Below are 15,936 nucleotides of genomic sequence, written 5' to 3'. Positions count from 1 at the left end.
CCATATGCTCGAAGCGACAATTCCCGGCCGGTGTTGTCCGCCCCCGCGCGGACGCATGCCGGCCGGACGGGCACGCCCACATCCAGGATCGGGAGCAGCCATGCACGGCCACGGCTACGGACAGCCGGTGAAGCAGCCACCGCACACCGCGTGGCTGGTTCTCGTGCGTGTGCTGTTCGTGGCGCTCGGCATCCTCAGCATCGGCTTCCTGGCCTGGACGATGCTGCTGCGGCTGGCGGCCGTCACCCGCCGCTCCCTGGACTGGGCGCTGTTCGTGGCGGTGCTGGTCGCCGACGTCCTCGGCATGACCCTGCTGGCGCTGGAGCCCGGCGACGACGTCCACACGCCCGGCGGTTACGCGGGCGCCCTGCTCGTGCTGGGCACGCTGGCGGCCACGATCGCGTACTACCTGGCCGCGGACGTCCGCCACTTCCTGATACGGCAGCAGGCGTACGCGGCCCCCGCGCCGGCGTACGGCTACCAGACGCCCGCCGGACCGGCCGGACCGGCCGGACCGGCCGTATCCGCCGGTCTCGTCCTGTCCGCCGGCCCCGCGACGCCGTACGGCGCGACCGCACCGGCCCCGCCGGCCGCCCGCCCCGCGCCCGCCGCACCACTCCTCCCGCCCGCCGTCCCGCACCTCCCGCCGCACACGCCGCCGGTGCGTCCGGCGCCCGCGCGCATCGACCAGGTACGGGCCGAGCTGGACGAACTGAGCGACTACCTGCGCAAGCGGGACGGCCACGAGGGCGGACGGTGAGCGTGGCGACGGGACGTGTCGTCGCCGGCCGTTACGAACTGTCCACGCTGATCGGGCAGGGCGGCATGGGCCAGGTCTGGACGGCGTACGACCGCAGGCTGGACCGGCGCGTGGCGGTGAAGCTGCTGCGCCCCGACAAGGTGGCGGGCCAGGAGGCGGACGAACTGCGCCGCCGGTTCCTGCGCGAGTGCCGGGTGACCGCGCAGGTGGACCACCCCGGCCTGGTCACGGTGCACGACGCGGGCAGCGAGGGCGAGGAGCTGTACCTCGTCATGCAGTACGTCGACGGCGCCGACCTCTCCGACCACCTCGCCGAGCACGACCCGTACCCATGGCCGTGGACGGTCGCGGTGGCCGCGCAGTTGTGCGCCGTGCTGAGCGCCGTGCACGCCGTGCCGATCGTGCACCGCGACCTCAAGCCGCGCAACGTGATGGTGAAGCAGGACGGCACGATCACCGTCCTCGACCTGGGCGTGGCCTCGGTGATGGACACCGACACCACCCGGCTCACGCACACCGGCTCCCCGATCGGCTCGCCCGCCTACATGGCGCCCGAGCAGGCGATGGGCGGCGCGGTCGGCCCGTACACCGACCTGTACGCGCTCGGTGTGCTGATGCACGAACTGCTCAGCGGCGAGGTGCCGTTCGCCGGCTCCACGGCCCTCGGCGTGCTCCACCGGCACCTGTACGAGCCGCCGCTGCCCGTGCGCCGGACGCGCCCGGAGGTCCCCGAGGCACTGGAGACCCTGGTGCTGCGGCTGCTCGCCAAGGACCCGCAGCACCGGCCGGCGTCCGCGCAGGAGGTGTACGAGGACCTGTCCCTGCTGCTGCCGGCGCGCGGGACGCCCACCGGAGCGCCGCTGGATCCCACGCGCCCCTTCCTGCGTCCGCACGCCCCCTGGCCGGACCGCGCGCGCACTCCCGCGCCGCAGCCCGCCCCGGTCGCGCCGGCGCCGCCGGTGGCGGAGAAGCCCGATGTCGCGGCCGCCGTGGACGAGGTCAAGCGGCTGCTGGGCGAGGGCCGCATCACGCAGGCCGTGGACATCCTGGGTGCGATCCTGCCGGCCGCCGCCGAGCAGCACGGCCAGCACTCCCCGGTGGTGCGCACCCTGCGCAAGCAGTACGCGGCCACCCTCATGGACGACGGCCAGTACCGGCGCGCGCTGCCCGAACTGCGCCGGCTCGCCGACGAACACGCCGCCCAGGCGGGCCAGGCGGACCCGCAGGCCCTGCGCTACCGCTACGAGGCCGCGCAGTGCCTGGAGCAACTGGGCGAACCGGCGGCGGCGCTCGCCGAGTACCGCGCGCTGCTGCCGTACTACGAGAACCAGTACGTCTCCGGGGACCCGCAGCTCGCCCACGAGGTGCGCCGGCGCGTCGGCCATCTGCTGCTCGCCCTCGGCGACCGGCCGGCCGCCCACGACACGCTCGTACGGCTGGTCCTGGACGTCGAACGGCTGCACGGCCCCGGTCACCCGCTGGCCGTGGAGGTACGGCGGACCCTCCAGTGGCTGGGACAGGTGCACGGATAGGTCCCGGCGGCTGACCGGCGGCGGCCCCGTCCCTCCCGCGGCGGCGCGGCGGTGCCCGAAGCGCGCGTGAATCGTTGGTCGAATGGGTTGGCCGCGGCCTGCCCACTGCCTACCATCGATCACCGCAAGACGTGGTGCGCCCGACCGTCGCCCGACCACCACTCCCGGCGGAGGCGCTGGCGCGCCGCACCTGTCGTTGCACTCTCCTCGGGAGGTCTCCTTGCACCGCCGCCGCACCGCGCTCGTCCTCACCGCCGCGATCGCCGCCGCGGCCCCCCTGCTGACCGCCTGCGGAAGCGAGGCGCACCCGGGCGCCGCGGCCGTCGTCGGTGGACAGCGGATCACCGTCGCGCAGTTGCAGAGCCGGGTCGACGAGGTCCGCCGGGCGCAGCGGGCCGCGGTGCCGGACGACACGCAGTACCAGCAGGTCGTCTCCTCCACCAGCAGCCTGACCCGCGACACCCTGCACAACATGGTGCTCGACCGGGTGCTGCACCGCGCCGCCCGGGACAAGGGCGTCACGGTCACCCCCAAGGAGATCCAGCAGATGCGCGCGGAGCTGGCGCGGCAGGCCGGCGGCGGCAAGGGCCTGGAGACGGCATGGCTGCAGAAGTACGGCATCGCGCCGGCCCGCCTCGACGACAACCTGCGCCTGCAACTGGAGGCCCAGAAGCTGGCCGCGAAGCTGGGCACCGACACCACCCGGCCCGCCTTCTGGCAGGCCCTGTCCAAGGCGTCCGCGGAACTGCGCGTCGACCTCAACCCGCGCTACGGCGCCTGGGACGTGCAGAAGAGCAGCCGGGTGGACGCGAAGACGCCCTGGGTCCGGGAGGTCACCGCGCAGGCCGGCCAGCCGATCACGACGTAACCGGGCCACGACGTAACCGGGCCCGGGGACGGGACGCGGCCGGGGCGGGAAGCGAGACCGGGACTCGCCACGGGGTCGTCACGGGCCACGGGCCGGATGCACGACCGGGTCATCGGATGCGCGGCCGAGTCATACGATCACACGACTCCTCCGCCCTGTGGATAACCCGATCCGCGTCCTCGCGCCGTGGGTTACGTTCGGATCGTGAACGAATCCAGCGCCGCAGCCCACCCCGCACCTCGTGCCGAAGCCGGTTCGGAAGCCGCCCCCGGCCGCATCGTCCTGCTCACCACCAGCCACCGCGTCGCGCCCGGCCTGCTGTCCTGGCCCGCCTGGCAGGCCCTGCGCACCGCCGACACCGTGCTGTGCGCGGACGGCGCGCATCCGCAGCTGCCGTATCTGCGGGAGGCCGGGACAGCGGTCGCGGAGGCGTCACCGACCGCCGAGGAGCTGGTCGCGGCGTGCGCCGGCGGACGGACCGTGGTGGTCGTGGCGACCGGCGAGGGCGAGCCGGCGCTCACCGACGGCCTCGCCCGGCTGGCCGGCTCCGGCCGGATCGCCATGCCGGAGCTGGAGCTGCTCCCCGCGTCGTACGACCTGCCGGGCGCCCGCCTGCTGGACCTCGTGCAGGTCATGGACCGCATCCGCGCCGAGTGTCCCTGGTCCTCCCGGCAGACCCACGAGGGCCTGGCGAAGTACGGCATCGAGGAGGCGTACGAACTGGTCGAGGCGATCGAGGCCGGCGACCGCGCGGAGCTGCGCGAGGAGCTGGGCGACGTCCTCCTCCAGGTCGTCTTCCACTCCCGGATCGCCGAGGAGCACCCGGACGAGCCGTTCTCCATAGACGACGTGGCCGGCGGCATCGTCGCCAAGCTCATCCACCGGCACCCGCACGTCTTCGGCGACGCGGAGGCGGAGACACCGGAGGACGTCAAGGAGCACTGGCTGCGCACCAAGGCCGAGGAGAAGCGCCGTACGTCGGTCACGGACGGCGTCCCGCTCGGCCAGCCCGGCCTGGCCCTCGCCGCCAAGCTGGCCTCCCGCGTCCGCACGGCGGGCCTGGAGGTCCCCGTGCCGCGCGGCGAGGGGATCGGCTACCGGCTCCTCGCGCTGGCGGCCGGCGCCGAGGCGGACGGCGTCGACCCCGAGGCGGCCCTGCGGGCGGCGGCCCGGGCGTACCGGGACGCGATCAGGAACGCGGAGAACCCGCACGCGACGGACACCGGGGGAGACACCGAGGACCCCGACGACCCCGACGGCACCGACGGCACCGACGACCAGGAGGACTGGGAGAACTAGGAGGACCAGGGGACCAAGAGAACCAGGCGGACTGGAATAACCAGGAGAACCACGCGGACCCTCGCCAGGGTGTGGCGGAGCCGTCCCGGAGGTCCGGATACCGTCGGGGAGTGACCGAGCAGCCCCACCCCGACCAGCCGGCCCCCGCCCTCTTCACGTGGGAGTTCGCCGCCGACCCCTACCCCGCCTACGCCTGGCTGCGCGAGCACGCCCCCGTGCACCGGACCCGGCTGCCGAGCGGTGTCGAGGCGTGGCTGGTCACCCGGTACGCCGATGCCCGGCAGGCCCTGGCCGACCAGCGGCTGAGCAAGAACCCGGCCCACCACGACGAGCCCGCGCACGCCCGGGGCAAGACCGGTATCCCCGGCGAGCGCAAGGCCGAGCTGATGACGCATCTGCTGAACATCGACCCGCCGGACCACACCCGGCTCAGGAAACTGGTCAGCAAGGCGTTCACACCGCGCCGGGTCGCCGAGTTCGCGCCCCGGGTGCAGGAGCTGGCCGACCGGCTCATCGACCGCTTCGCGGCGGCCGGCTCCGCCGACCTCATCCACGACTTCGCCTTCCCGCTGCCCATCTACGCCATCTGCGACCTGCTCGGCGTCCCGGCCGAGGACCAGGACGACTTCCGGGACTGGGCGGGCATGATGATCCGGCACGGTGGAGGACCCCGGGGCGGGGTCGCCCGGTCGGTGAAGAAGATGCGCGGCTACCTCGCCGAGCTGATCCACCGCAAGCGCGAGGCGCTGTCCGCCACGCCCGCACCGGGTGAGGACCTGATCTCCGCCCTGATCCGGGCCTCCGACCACGGCGAACACCTCACCGAGAACGAGGCCGCCGCCATGGCGTTCATCCTGCTGTTCGCCGGTTTCGAGACGACCGTCAACCTCATCGGCAACGGCACCTACGCCCTGCTCACCCATCCCGGACAGCGCCGGCGCCTCGAGGAGTCCCTGGCCCGCGGGGAGCGGGACCTGCTGGAGACCGGCGTGGAGGAACTGCTGCGCTACGACGGTCCGGTGGAGCTGGCCACCTGGCGGTTCGCCACCGAGCCGCTCACGCTCGGCGGGCAGGAGATCGCGCCGGGCGATCCGGTGCTCGTCGTCCTGGCCGCCGCCGACCGGGACCCGGAGCGGTTCGCCGACCCGGACGTGCTGGACCTCGGCCGCCGCGACAACCAGCACCTCGGCTACGGCCACGGCATCCACTACTGTCTCGGCGCGCCGCTCGCCCGGCTGGAGGGCCAGACCGCGCTGGCCACCCTGTTCACCCGCCTGCCCGGTCTGCGGCTCGCCGCCGACCCGGCCGAACTGCGCTGGCGCGGCGGGCTCATCATGCGTGGCCTGCGCACCCTGCCGGTCGAGTTCACGCCCACGGCCTGATCACCGGACCTCCCGGGGAAGATGACAGAAACTCAACTCTGTGATCTTCATGTGATCTGTGCGGCATGAACTTGTGACAAGTGATCGTCTGCCGATACGTTCACCCATCAGCGCGACGGGCGGCACCAGTCCGCCGCGCCGGTCCTGCTGTCGCTCGAAAGGCTTCTGCATGCTCTCCGGGAACGGCCGACACCGTCGCCCCCGCCAGGCTCCGGCCCTCCTCGTCGCGGCCGGCGTGACCGGCTCCGCCATCGCCCTCCCGCTCCTCGGCGCGGCCGGCGCACACGCCGCCGACGCCACCACGTGGGACAAGGTGGCCGAGTGCGAAAGCGGCGGCTCCTGGAGCGCGGACACCGGCAACGGGTACTACGGCGGCCTGCAGATCTCGCAGGACGACTGGGACGCCTACGGCGGCACCCAGTACGCGGACAGCGCCGACCAGGCCAGCCGGCTCCAGCAGATCGCCGTCGCCGAGAAGATCCTGGCAGACCGGGGCACCACGCCCTGGGCCACCTGCGCCCTGCTGTCCGGCCTGACGCCGGACTCGGGCTCCGTGGACGTCGACACGGGCGTCGGCGAACCCGGGCAGGACGGCCGTACGGGCGAACCGTCCGCACCGGCGGACGGCTCCGGCACTTCGGACACCCCGGGCGACTCCGGCACCCCGTCCGGCCGGCCGGATCCCTCGCCCTCCACGGAAGCCGGCTCCGACAGCGGCTCTGGCACCCCTTCCTCCCCGGACGCCGGCGGCACGCCGGACACCAAGCCGGGCAAGGGCAAGGGCAAGGGCAAGCACAAGGGCAAGGAAGCGGACGAGGACGCGGCCAAGGGCACGGGCGGGACCACCGGTCCGACCGGCACCAACACCCCCAAGTCCGACAAGTCCCCCGCCGCGGACGCCGGAAACCCCCAGGGTGCCGGCAGCGCGCCCGGCTCGGCCCCGGACGCCGGGGTCGAGAGCAACCCGCAGCGGGCCGCCGGTTCTTGGAGCCTCGTCGACACCGGAGCCGTCGCGTCGGGTGGACGCCACCGGGGCGCGAGTGCGGACGAAACCGTGACAAACGGTCAGGGCGCCACGCTGTCCGGCCGGCATGCCACCCGGGAGGCGGACACCTACACCGTCCGCCAAGGCGACTCCCTCGTCTCCATCGCCGACTCCCTTGACGTCGACGGCGGATGGCACGCGCTGTACGCCGGCAACAAGAAGGCCATCGGCGCCGACCCGAACCGCATCACCGCCGGTCAGACCCTGGAAGTAGGGGGCGAAACGGGCGGTAAGTAGGCGGAGTTGACGCCCCGCTTAGCGCCCTAATGTCCGGTTTGGCGAAAGTGTGGGATGAGTCTCAGAAGCCCTGATCGTCTTTGAAATTCGCCGGATCCCGTGTCTACGGTCGAGGCCGCTCGTCACCACGAGCCCCGGCAACCGCCACGCCGAATCCTGCCAGTGGTTGCCCGGGAACAGTCGTCGCGTCATGCGCCGTAGGCAGGAGCGGGGGAACCAAGGTAGGCGCCGGAACCGGCACTTGAGGCCGGCACCGGCTGGGGGTGAAGCCGCACACCGCGCAAGCGGGGGTGCGGCCGGGCAACTCAACCGGCCCGAACCCGACAGCTCACCTCGTAGGCGTCGGTGAGGGGAATCGATCCATGCTGTTTACCGGTAAGGGCAAGCACCGTCGTCCGTCCAAGGCCGTCCGCGCCATCACGCTCGCCGGTGTCACCGGCGCCGCCGTCGCCGCCCCGCTGATGGCGGCCGGCAACGCCTCCGCCGCCACCGACTCCCAGTGGGACACGGTCGCCCAGTGCGAGTCCGGCGGCAACTGGGCCATCAACACCGGCAACGGTTACTACGGCGGCCTGCAGTTCTCCGCCTCCACCTGGGCCGCCTACGGCGGCACGCAGTACGCGGCCACCGCCGACAAGGCGAGCAAGTCGCAGCAGATCGCCGTCGCCGAGAAGGTCCTCGCGGCGCAGGGCAAGGGCGCCTGGCCGGTCTGCGGCACGGGCCTGTCGAGCACCCCGTACAACGGCTCCGCCCCGAGCACCCCGTCCACCTCCGGCTCGGGCTCGACCTCCGGCTCCGGCTCCACCTCCGGCTCGGGTTCCACCTCGGGTTCGGGTTCCGCCTCCACCTCGGGTTCGGGCACCACCACCCGCTCCGCCGACCAGCAGGCCGCCTCCCGCTCCGCCGAGCGTCCGGCCGCGTCCGCGGGCCAGAGCACCGGCAAGACCGTCACCACCCCGACCGGCAAGAAGGTCGAGAAGGGCGACGGCGAGTACAAGGTGGCCCAGGGCGACACCCTCAGCACCATCGCCGCCGCGCACCAGGTCGCGGGCGGCTGGCAGAAGCTGTTCGAGCTGAACAAGGACATCGTCCAGGACGCCGACCTCATCTACCCGGGTCAGCAGCTGCACCTGAAGTGACCTCGGGCGCCCGGCCGGACCGCCGCGCCCGTAGATCCCGCGGACCACACTGAAGGCCCGTGCGGACCACCCCCGTCCCCACGGGCTCCCCGCCCCGGTGCGTGTTCCCCCGTACGCACCGGGGCGGGGCTTTTGCGTGCCCGCCGCGCGCGGAGGTTCCCCGGAACCCTTTGTTTCGAAAAGAAACAAAGGGTACGGTCGGCTTGTCCACGGGACGGTCGGTCGCGGGCCGGCGGCCCCGGGACGGTTAGGCTCTAGGCGCAAGGCACACCAGCCCCGCACTTCCAGCGTCACATCCAAGAAGGAGATGCTCGTGCCGTCCATCGACGTCGTCGTAGCCCGGGAAATCCTGGACTCCCGAGGCAACCCCACGGTCGAGGTCGAGGTCGGCCTCGACGACGGCAGCACGGGTCGTGCCGCCGTCCCGTCCGGCGCCTCGACCGGCGCCTTCGAGGCCATCGAGCTGCGCGACGGTGACCCGAACCGCTACCAGGGCAAGGGTGTCGAGAAGGCCGTCCTCGCCGTCATCGAGCAGATCGGCCCGGAGCTGGTCGGCTACGACGCCACCGAGCAGCGCCTGATCGACCAGGCCATGTTCGACCTGGACGCCACCGACAACAAGGGCTCCCTGGGCGCCAACGCCATCCTCGGCGTCTCCCTCGCCGTCGCCCACGCCGCCTCCGAGGCCAGCGACCTGCCGCTCTTCCGCTACCTGGGCGGCCCGAACGCGCACCTGCTGCCGGTGCCGATGATGAACATCCTGAACGGCGGCTCGCACGCCGACTCCAACGTGGACATCCAGGAGTTCATGATCGCCCCGATCGGCGCGGAGTCCTTCTCCGAGGCGCTGCGCTGGGGCACCGAGGTCTACCACACCCTGAAGAAGGTCCTGAAGAGCAAGGGCCTGTCCACGGGTCTCGGCGACGAGGGCGGCTTCGCCCCGAACCTCGGCTCCAACCGCGAGGCCCTCGACCTCATCCTGGAGGCGATCAAGGAGGCCGGCTACACCCCCGGTGAGCAGATCGCCCTGGCGCTCGACGTCGCCGCGTCCGAGTTCTACAAGGACGGCTCCTACCTCTTCGAGGGCAAGACCCGCTCCGCCCAGGAGATGACCGACTACTACGCCGACCTGGTCGAGGCGTACCCGCTGGTCTCCATCGAGGACCCGCTGTTCGAGGACGACTGGGCGGGCTGGAAGACCATCACCGACAAGCTGGGCGACAAGGTCCAGCTCGTCGGCGACGACCTGTTCGTCACCAACCCCGAGCGCCTGGCCCGCGGCATCGAGGAGGGCGCCGCCAACGCCCTGCTGGTCAAGGTCAACCAGATCGGCTCGCTGACCGAGACGCTGGACGCCGTCGAGCTGGCCCAGCGCAGCGGCTTCAAGTGCATGATGTCCCACCGCTCCGGCGAGACCGAGGACGTCACCATCGCCGACCTGGCCGTCGCCACCAACTGCGGCCAGATCAAGACCGGCGCCCCGGCCCGCTCCGAGCGTGTCGCCAAGTACAACCAGCTGCTGCGCATCGAGGAGATCCTCGACGACGCCGCGGTGTACGCCGGCCGCAGCGCGTTCCCGCGCTTCAAGGGCTGACCCGACCCGGCCGCGCCCGAGCCAGTCGTCCGTACGTCCCCGGACCCGGTCCCGTACCGTGTCCGGGGACGTACGCGCGTATGACGGGAGGCGGGGACGATGGCCGTGAGGGACCGGGACCGGTTCTCCACCGCGACCAGACTGCGGCTGCTGGGCGAGCAGACGGCTGCCCGGGTCTACCGCTCCCAGACCAAGCGGCAGGCCCGCCGCTCCCGGCTCACCGGCCGCGCGGCGCTGCTCGCGCTGGTGCTGTGCTCGATGGTCGTCGCCCTCGCCTACCCGATGCGGCAGTACGTCTCCCAGCGCGCGGAGATCGCCGACGTGCAGCGCCGGCAGGAGCAGGCCCGGCACCGCGTCGAACAGCTACGCGACCTGAAGGCGCGCTGGCAGGACGACGCCTACGCCGAGCAGCAGATCCGCCGCCGGCTGCACTACGTGCGGCCCGGCGAGACCGGGTACGTGGTCGTGGACCCCGGCGCGGCCAGGCAGTCCCGCGCCGACCTCGGGGCCGCCCGCCGGCCCTGGTACGCGAACCTCTGGGACGGCGTCGACAAGTCCGACGCGTCCGACCAGTGAGCCGGTGCGAAGACCGGCACACCGACCAGAAAGCCACACGGAAAGCAGTCATGGAAACGCCTCCGCCGCCCACTTCGCGCACCGAGCCCACCGACGCGGACGTAGCGGCCTTCAAGCAGCAGCTGGGCCGTCCGCCGCGGGGCCTGCGGGCCATCGCGCACCGCTGCCCCTGCGGCCAGCCGGACGTCGTGGAGACGGCGCCGCGCCTGCCCGACGGCACGCCCTTCCCGACGCTCTACTACCTGACGTGCCCGAAGGCGTCCTCCGCCATCGGCACGCTGGAGGCGAACGGCGTGATGAAGGAGATGACCGAACGGCTCGGGCGCGACCCCGAACTGGCCGCCGCCTACCGGGCCGCGCACGAGGACTACATCCGGCGCCGGGACGAGATCGAGGTCCTCCAGGGCTTCCCGAGCGCCGGCGGCATGCCGGACCGGGTGAAGTGCCTGCACGTGCTCGTCGCCCACTCGCTGGCCGCCGGTCCGGGCGTGAACCCGCTCGGCGACGAGGCCCTGGCGATGCTGCCCGAGTGGTGGCGCAAGGGCACGTGCGTGACCCCGGCCGGACCGCCGGACCAGGCGGTGACCCCGCAGGAGGGCACGGGCGACCTCGCGGCCCGGCCCGTCGAGGAGGGTGAGCAGTGACCCGTGTCGCCGCCGTCGACTGCGGTACGAACTCCATCCGGCTGCTCGTCGCGGACGCGCACCCGGACACCGGCGAGCTCGTCGAGCTGGACCGCCGGATGACGATCGTGCGGCTCGGCCAGGACGTCGACCGCACCGGCCGGCTCGCCCCCGAGGCGCTGGAGCGCACCTTCGCCGCCTGCCGCGAGTACGCGGCCGTCATCAAGGAGCACGGCGCCGAGCGCGTCCGCTTCGTCGCCACCTCCGCCTCCCGGGACGCCCGGAACCGGGACGACTTCGTGCGCGGCGTGCGGGACATCCTGGGGGTGGAGCCGGAGGTCATCACCGGCGAGCAGGAGGCCGAGTTCTCCTTCACCGGCGCCACCAAGGAGCTGACCGGCGACACCGGCCTCGCCCGGCCCTACCTCGTCGTGGACATCGGCGGCGGCTCCACCGAGTTCGTCGTCGGCGACGACCGGGTGCGCGCCGCGCGGTCGGTGGACATCGGCTGCGTGCGCCTGACCGAACGTCACCTGGTGCGCGAGGGACGGGTGGGCGACCCGCCCGCCGAGGAGCAGATCGCCGCGATAAGGGCCGACATCGAGGCCGCGCTGGACCTGGCCGGACGGACGGTCCCGCTGCGCGAGGCGCGCACCCTGGTGGGCCTCGCCGGATCGGTCACCACGGTCTCCGCGATCGCCCAGGAGCTGCCCGCCTACGACTCGGCGCGCATCCACCACTCCCGGGTCTCCCGGGACCGGGTCCGCGAGATCACCGAGCGGCTGCTGCGCTCCACGCACGCCGAGCGCGCCGCCATCCCCTCCCTGCACCCCGGCCGGGTCGACGTCATCGGCGCGGGCGCCCTCGTACTGCTAGCCATCATGGAGCGGACCGGCGCGCAGGAGGTCGTGGTGAGCGAACACGACATCCTCGACGGCATCGGTTGGTCCTTGGCCTGACCGCCTACACGTTGCGATAGACGTTTCGCCGGTCGCCCACCTTGACGACGAGGATGACGAGTTCACCATCGTTGACCTGGTAGGCGACCCGGTAGCTGCCGACCCGGAGCCGGTACAACCCGGACGGGCCGGTGAGCTTCTTGACGTCGGCGTCCTCGCGGTACGGGTCTTCGCCGAGCGCGGTCAGCGCGGTCAGGATGCGCATGGCGTCGGGCCGGCTGATGGCCCGGAGCTGCCGCTGCGCCGCCGTGGTGAACCTGAAGGCGTACTTCACGCCGCCTCGCCGTCCTGCTCGGTGAACAGGTCGGCCAGCAGTTCCGCCATCGTCACCGTGGGGCCGTCCTCGGCCAGGACGGCTTCGGCTTCACGCGCCAGCATGACGTCGGCCGCTTCCTCCAGCGCTTCGAAGTCCGCGATCGGGACCACGGCGGCCACCGGAGCGCCGTTGCGCGTGATGACGGTCGGAACGCCTTCCTCAGCCCTGTTGATGTGGTCGGCGAGGTGCGCGCGGGCTTCCCGTACGGTCACGGTGTTCTCAGTCATGAAGCCAGTGTACGCGCCACCGTGTACACGCGCGGTCGGTGGCGTAGCTCTCTTTTGTTACTCGTGGGTAGCCACCTGCTGAGCAGGGTGGATAACGTTTGAGCGGTGCCAAGGGCCCCGGGAGGGGTCCTTGGTCATCGTCCGGCGGAAACCTTCGTGAAGTTCTTCACAAGGAAATCCCTCCCGGCGGTCCCCGGAACCGGGCCCATTGGCCCTTCCGGGGGACCGAAGCGTCGTTGAACATGTTCAGACGAGGGGCGCGAGAGGGCCTCGGAAGGAGTTGTTCCGAGGGTGTCACGGTGCCCTCACGGCCACCCCGGCGTACCGGAGAGGCAGCTCACGCGGCATTGACAACGGGGCGAACCGCCCCCCGGTTCCCTTCCCCGCTCACGACCTGGGCCACGCGGGCCGCGGAGTTTAACACAGGCCCCCTCGGAGCTTGTGAAGGGGCGCACGAGCCACCCCCCTGGAGCGGGTGGATACTCGATGGCATGAGCACCACGGAGCGTCCCAGGATCCTCGTAGTAGGCGGTGGGTACGTAGGCCTGTACGCAGCTCGGCGCATCCTCAAGAAGATGCGCTACGGCGAGGCGACCGTCACGGTCGTCGACCCCCGGTCGTACATGACCTACCAGCCCTTCCTCCCCGAAGCCGCCGCCGGCAGCATCTCCCCTCGCCACGTCGTCGTCCCGTTGCGACGCGTGCTGCCGAAGGCGGAGGTCCTCACCGGCCGGGTCACCACCATCGACCAGGACCGCAAGGTCGCCACGATCGCCCCGCTGGTGGGCGAGGCGTACGAGCTGCCCTTCGACTACCTGGTCATCGCCATGGGCGCGGTCTCCCGCACCTTCCCGATCCCCGGCCTCGCCGAGCAGGGCATCGGCATGAAGGGCATCGAGGAGTCCATCGGCCTGCGCAACCACGTGCTGGAGCAGCTGGACAAGGCCGACTCCACGACCGACGAGGAGATCCGCCGCAAGGCGCTCACCTTCGTCTTCATCGGCGGCGGCTTCGCGGGCGCGGAGACCATCGGCGAGGTCGAGGACATGGCCCGGGACGCGGCCAAGTACTACAAGAACGTCTCCCGCGAGGACATGCGCTTCGTCCTCGTCGACGCCGCCGACAAGATCCTGCCCGAGGTCGGCCCCAAGCTGGGCCAGTACGGCAAGGAGCACCTGGAGAGCCGCGGCGTGGAGATCTACCTCTCCACCTCGATGGACTCCTGCGTCGACGGCCACGTGGTGCTCAAGAACGGCCTCGAGGTCGACGCCAACACGATCGTGTGGACCGCCGGCGTCAAGCCGAACCCGGTCCTCTCCCGCTTCGGTCTGCCGCTCGGCCCCCGCGGCCACGTCGACTGCGAGCCCACGCTCCAGGTGAAGGGCACGGACTACATCTGGGCCGCCGGTGACAACGCACAGGTCCCGGACCTCGTCGGCCGCAAGGCGGGCAACGAGAACGCCTGGTGCCCGCCGAACGCCCAGCACGCGCTGCGCCAGGCCAGGGTCCTCGGCGACAACGTGATCTCCGGTATGCGGGGCTTCCCGCAGAAGGAGTACGAGCACGCCAACAAGGGCGCGGTCGCCGGCCTCGGCCTGCACAAGGGCGTGGCGATGATCGTCATGGGCAAGATGAAGATCAAGCTCAAGGGCCGCCTCGCCTGGTACATGCACCGCGGCTACCACGGCATGGCGATGCCGACCTGGAACCGCAAGATCCGCGTCTTCGCCGACTGGACCCTCGGCATGTTCCTCAAGCGCGAGGTCGTCTCCCTCGGCGCCATGGAGAACCCCCGCGAGGAGTTCTACGAGGCCGCCAAGCCGGCGCCGGTCGCCGCCGCCAAGACCGAGGAGAAGGCCAAGGCCTCCTGACCCTCGCGGTCACCCGACGGACCGAAGGACCTCCCGCCATCCGTGGTGCGGGAGGTCCTTCGGCGTTCCTGGCCGAAAAGGCAGCCGTGTGCGGGACTACGCGCGGTACCCGCCGGTGTTGATGTGGTGACCGGCATCCGGGATCGTCTTGGAGGTGTACGCCATGGCCGACGCCGCGTCGCGGCTGAGGAGTCTTGCCGAACAGCTGCTGGGAGCCCCGCTCCCGGTGCGTCTGAGGGCTTGGGACGGATCGGAGGCCGGACCGCCCGACGCCCCGGCGCTCGTGGTGCGCAACCGCCGCGCCCTGCGCCGCCTGCTGTTCAAACCCGGCGAACTGGGCCTCGCCCGCGCCTGGGTGTCCGGGGACCTGGACATCGAGGGCGACCTGTACACCGCGCTCGACGCGATCGCGGGCCTCGTCTGGGAGCGCGGCGAGGACTCCCGCACCCTGCGCCAGGCCGTGCGCGACCCCGCCGTCCGGGCCGCCGCCCGCGACCTGCTGAAACTGGCCGGCCCGCCGATCCCGCCCGCCCCGCCGCGCGAGGAGATCCGCCGGCCCCGCCGGGGCCTGCACACCCGCCGCACCGACAAGCGGGCCATCAGCCACCACTACGACGTCGGCAACGACTTCTACGAACTGGTCCTCGGCCCGTCCATGGTGTACTCCTGCGCCTACTGGGAGGAGGCCGGCACCCTGGAGACCGCCCAGCGCGACAAGCTGGAACTGGTCTGCGCCAAGCTGGGCCTGACCGAGGGCCAGCGGCTGCTGGACGTCGGCTGCGGGTGGGGCTCCATGGCCATCCACGCGGCGCGCGAGCACGGGGTGAGCGTCGTCGGGGTCACCCTCTCGCAGGAACAGGCGGCCTACGCCCGCAAGCGCGTCGCCGACGCGGGACTGACCGACCGGGTGGAGATCAGGGTCCAGGACTACCGGGACGTCGTGGACGGGCCGTACGACGCGATCTCCTCCATCGGCATGGCCGAACACGTGGGCGCCGAACGGTACCTGGAGTACGCGCGCCAGCTCCACGCCCTGCTCAAGCCCGGCGGCCGGCTGCTCAACCACCAGATCGCCCGCCGCCCGCAGCGCGACGAGACGGCGTACGAGGTGGACGAGTTCATCGACTCCTATGTCTTCCCCGACGGCGAACTCGCCCCCGTCGGCACCACCGTGACCCAACTGGAGCGGGCCGGGTTCGAGGTCCGGGACGTGGAGTCCATCCGCGAGCACTACGCCCGCACCCTGCGCGAGTGGGTGGCCAACCTGGAGGCCGGCTGGGACCACGCGGCCACGCTCACCGGGCCGGGCCGCGCCCGCGTCTGGCGGCTGTACATGGCCGCCTCCGCGCTCGCCTTCGAGCACAACCGGATCGGCGTCAACCAGGTCCTCGCGGTCCGCACCCCCGAGTCGGGCGCCTCCGGGCTCCCGCTCAGGCCCCGCACCTGGCACGGATGACACACCGCCAGGGCCCCGCCCCGCACCGCGGAGCGGGGCCCTGGGCACCCGC

General features: G+C 72.3%; 15 protein-coding genes and 1 riboswitch. Of the genes, 13 read left to right on the top strand and 2 right to left on the bottom strand.

Annotated elements, in window-relative coordinates:
* Window positions 1-127 precede the first annotated feature (127 nt).
* The 11 genes from ACZ4SV_RS33040 (at window position 128) to ACZ4SV_RS32990 (ending at window position 12,014) form a co-directional block, all read left to right on the top strand.
* On the top strand, window positions 128-760 hold the full coding sequence (locus ACZ4SV_RS33040) for a hypothetical protein (protein WP_468009390.1): 633 nt from the start codon (window positions 128-130) through the stop codon (window positions 758-760).
* Between the two features lie 38 nt (window positions 761-798).
* Entirely contained in the window at window positions 799-2,292 is a 1,494-nt protein-coding gene (locus ACZ4SV_RS33035; protein ID WP_397938110.1) for a serine/threonine-protein kinase, read from the top strand.
* A 220-nt stretch (window positions 2,293-2,512) separates the two neighbouring features.
* Window positions 2,513-3,160 carry a SurA N-terminal domain-containing protein gene (locus ACZ4SV_RS33030; protein WP_365874592.1) on the top strand — a complete coding sequence of 216 codons (648 nt, stop codon included), beginning with the start codon at window positions 2,513-2,515 and terminating at the stop codon, window positions 3,158-3,160.
* 204 nt (window positions 3,161-3,364) lie between these two features.
* Window positions 3,365-4,459 (top strand): nucleoside triphosphate pyrophosphohydrolase, encoded by a 1,095-nt coding sequence (locus ACZ4SV_RS33025; RefSeq protein WP_468009385.1) that lies wholly within the window; start codon window positions 3,365-3,367, stop codon window positions 4,457-4,459.
* Between the two features lie 110 nt (window positions 4,460-4,569).
* The gene (locus ACZ4SV_RS33020) at window positions 4,570-5,841 is read left to right on the top strand and encodes a cytochrome P450 family protein (protein ID WP_365874596.1); all 1,272 of its coding nucleotides are present in this window, start codon (window positions 4,570-4,572) and stop codon (window positions 5,839-5,841) included.
* A gap of 169 nt (window positions 5,842-6,010) precedes the next feature.
* Window positions 6,011-7,123, top strand: coding sequence for a transglycosylase family protein (locus ACZ4SV_RS33015; RefSeq protein ID WP_468009380.1), 1,113 nt, complete (start codon window positions 6,011-6,013; stop codon window positions 7,121-7,123).
* Window positions 7,124-7,306: 183 nt separating this feature from the next.
* A riboswitch (cyclic di-AMP (ydaO/yuaA leader) is annotated at window positions 7,307-7,480 on the top strand.
* Window positions 7,481-7,485: 5 nt separating this feature from the next.
* On the top strand, window positions 7,486-8,262 hold the full coding sequence (locus ACZ4SV_RS33010) for a transglycosylase family protein (protein ID WP_365874600.1): 777 nt from the start codon (window positions 7,486-7,488) through the stop codon (window positions 8,260-8,262).
* A 313-nt stretch (window positions 8,263-8,575) separates the two neighbouring features.
* Window positions 8,576-9,856 carry a phosphopyruvate hydratase gene (eno, locus tag ACZ4SV_RS33005; RefSeq protein ID WP_365874602.1) on the top strand — a complete coding sequence of 427 codons (1,281 nt, stop codon included), beginning with the start codon at window positions 8,576-8,578 and terminating at the stop codon, window positions 9,854-9,856.
* Between the two features lie 99 nt (window positions 9,857-9,955).
* On the top strand, window positions 9,956-10,432 hold the full coding sequence (locus tag ACZ4SV_RS33000) for an FtsB family cell division protein (protein ID WP_397937981.1): 477 nt from the start codon (window positions 9,956-9,958) through the stop codon (window positions 10,430-10,432).
* A 50-nt stretch (window positions 10,433-10,482) separates the two neighbouring features.
* Window positions 10,483-11,076: a DUF501 domain-containing protein gene (locus ACZ4SV_RS32995; RefSeq protein WP_365874606.1), complete on the top strand. Its 594-nt coding sequence runs from the start codon at window positions 10,483-10,485 to the stop codon at window positions 11,074-11,076.
* Complete coding sequence (locus ACZ4SV_RS32990; protein ID WP_365874608.1) at window positions 11,073-12,014, top strand: Ppx/GppA phosphatase family protein; 942 nt, start codon at window positions 11,073-11,075, stop codon at window positions 12,012-12,014. Before ACZ4SV_RS32995 ends, ACZ4SV_RS32990 begins: the two co-directional genes overlap by 4 nt.
* Window positions 12,015-12,018: 4 nt before the next feature.
* Here the strand turns inward: ACZ4SV_RS32990 and ACZ4SV_RS32985 are convergent, their stop codons facing one another.
* Both ACZ4SV_RS32985 and ACZ4SV_RS32980 read right to left on the bottom strand, forming a co-directional pair.
* On the bottom strand, window positions 12,019-12,288 hold the full coding sequence (locus tag ACZ4SV_RS32985) for a type II toxin-antitoxin system RelE family toxin (RefSeq protein ID WP_468009364.1): 270 nt from the start codon (window positions 12,286-12,288) through the stop codon (window positions 12,019-12,021).
* Window positions 12,285-12,557, bottom strand: coding sequence for a type II toxin-antitoxin system Phd/YefM family antitoxin (locus ACZ4SV_RS32980; protein ID WP_358734880.1), 273 nt, complete (start codon window positions 12,555-12,557; stop codon window positions 12,285-12,287). Before ACZ4SV_RS32980 ends, ACZ4SV_RS32985 begins: the two co-directional genes overlap by 4 nt.
* A 491-nt stretch (window positions 12,558-13,048) precedes the next feature.
* On the opposite strand from ACZ4SV_RS32980, the gene ACZ4SV_RS32975 reads away from it, so the two are divergent.
* Both ACZ4SV_RS32975 and ACZ4SV_RS32970 read left to right on the top strand, forming a co-directional pair.
* Window positions 13,049-14,428, top strand: a complete 1,380-nt coding sequence (locus ACZ4SV_RS32975; protein WP_365874612.1) for an NAD(P)/FAD-dependent oxidoreductase — start codon at window positions 13,049-13,051, stop codon at window positions 14,426-14,428.
* A gap of 163 nt (window positions 14,429-14,591) precedes the next feature.
* On the top strand, window positions 14,592-15,884 hold the full coding sequence (locus ACZ4SV_RS32970) for a class I SAM-dependent methyltransferase (protein ID WP_468009356.1): 1,293 nt from the start codon (window positions 14,592-14,594) through the stop codon (window positions 15,882-15,884).
* Window positions 15,885-15,936: the final 52 nt, after the last annotated feature.

The sequence above is a fragment of the Streptomyces sp. NPDC027672 genome (assembly GCF_055566335.1).
This window is presented reverse-complemented; position numbering and strand designations above follow the sequence as displayed.

Bases quoted from the DNA above. Each gene is read 5' to 3' on its own strand.
- ACZ4SV_RS32980 (WP_358734880.1), bottom strand. From the start codon at position 12,557: ATGACTGAGAACACCGTGACCGTACGGGAAGCCCGCGCGCACCTCGCC.
- ACZ4SV_RS33010 (WP_365874600.1), top strand. From the start codon at position 7,486: ATGCTGTTTACCGGTAAGGGCAAGCACCGTCGTCCGTCCAAGGCCGTC.
- ACZ4SV_RS33015 (WP_468009380.1), top strand. From the start codon at position 6,011: ATGCTCTCCGGGAACGGCCGACACCGTCGCCCCCGCCAGGCTCCGGCC.
- ACZ4SV_RS32995 (WP_365874606.1), top strand. From the start codon at position 10,483: ATGGAAACGCCTCCGCCGCCCACTTCGCGCACCGAGCCCACCGACGCG.
- ACZ4SV_RS32975 (WP_365874612.1), top strand. From the start codon at position 13,049: ATGAGCACCACGGAGCGTCCCAGGATCCTCGTAGTAGGCGGTGGGTAC.
- ACZ4SV_RS32970 (WP_468009356.1), top strand. From the start codon at position 14,592: ATGGCCGACGCCGCGTCGCGGCTGAGGAGTCTTGCCGAACAGCTGCTG.
- ACZ4SV_RS33000 (WP_397937981.1), top strand. From the start codon at position 9,956: ATGGCCGTGAGGGACCGGGACCGGTTCTCCACCGCGACCAGACTGCGG.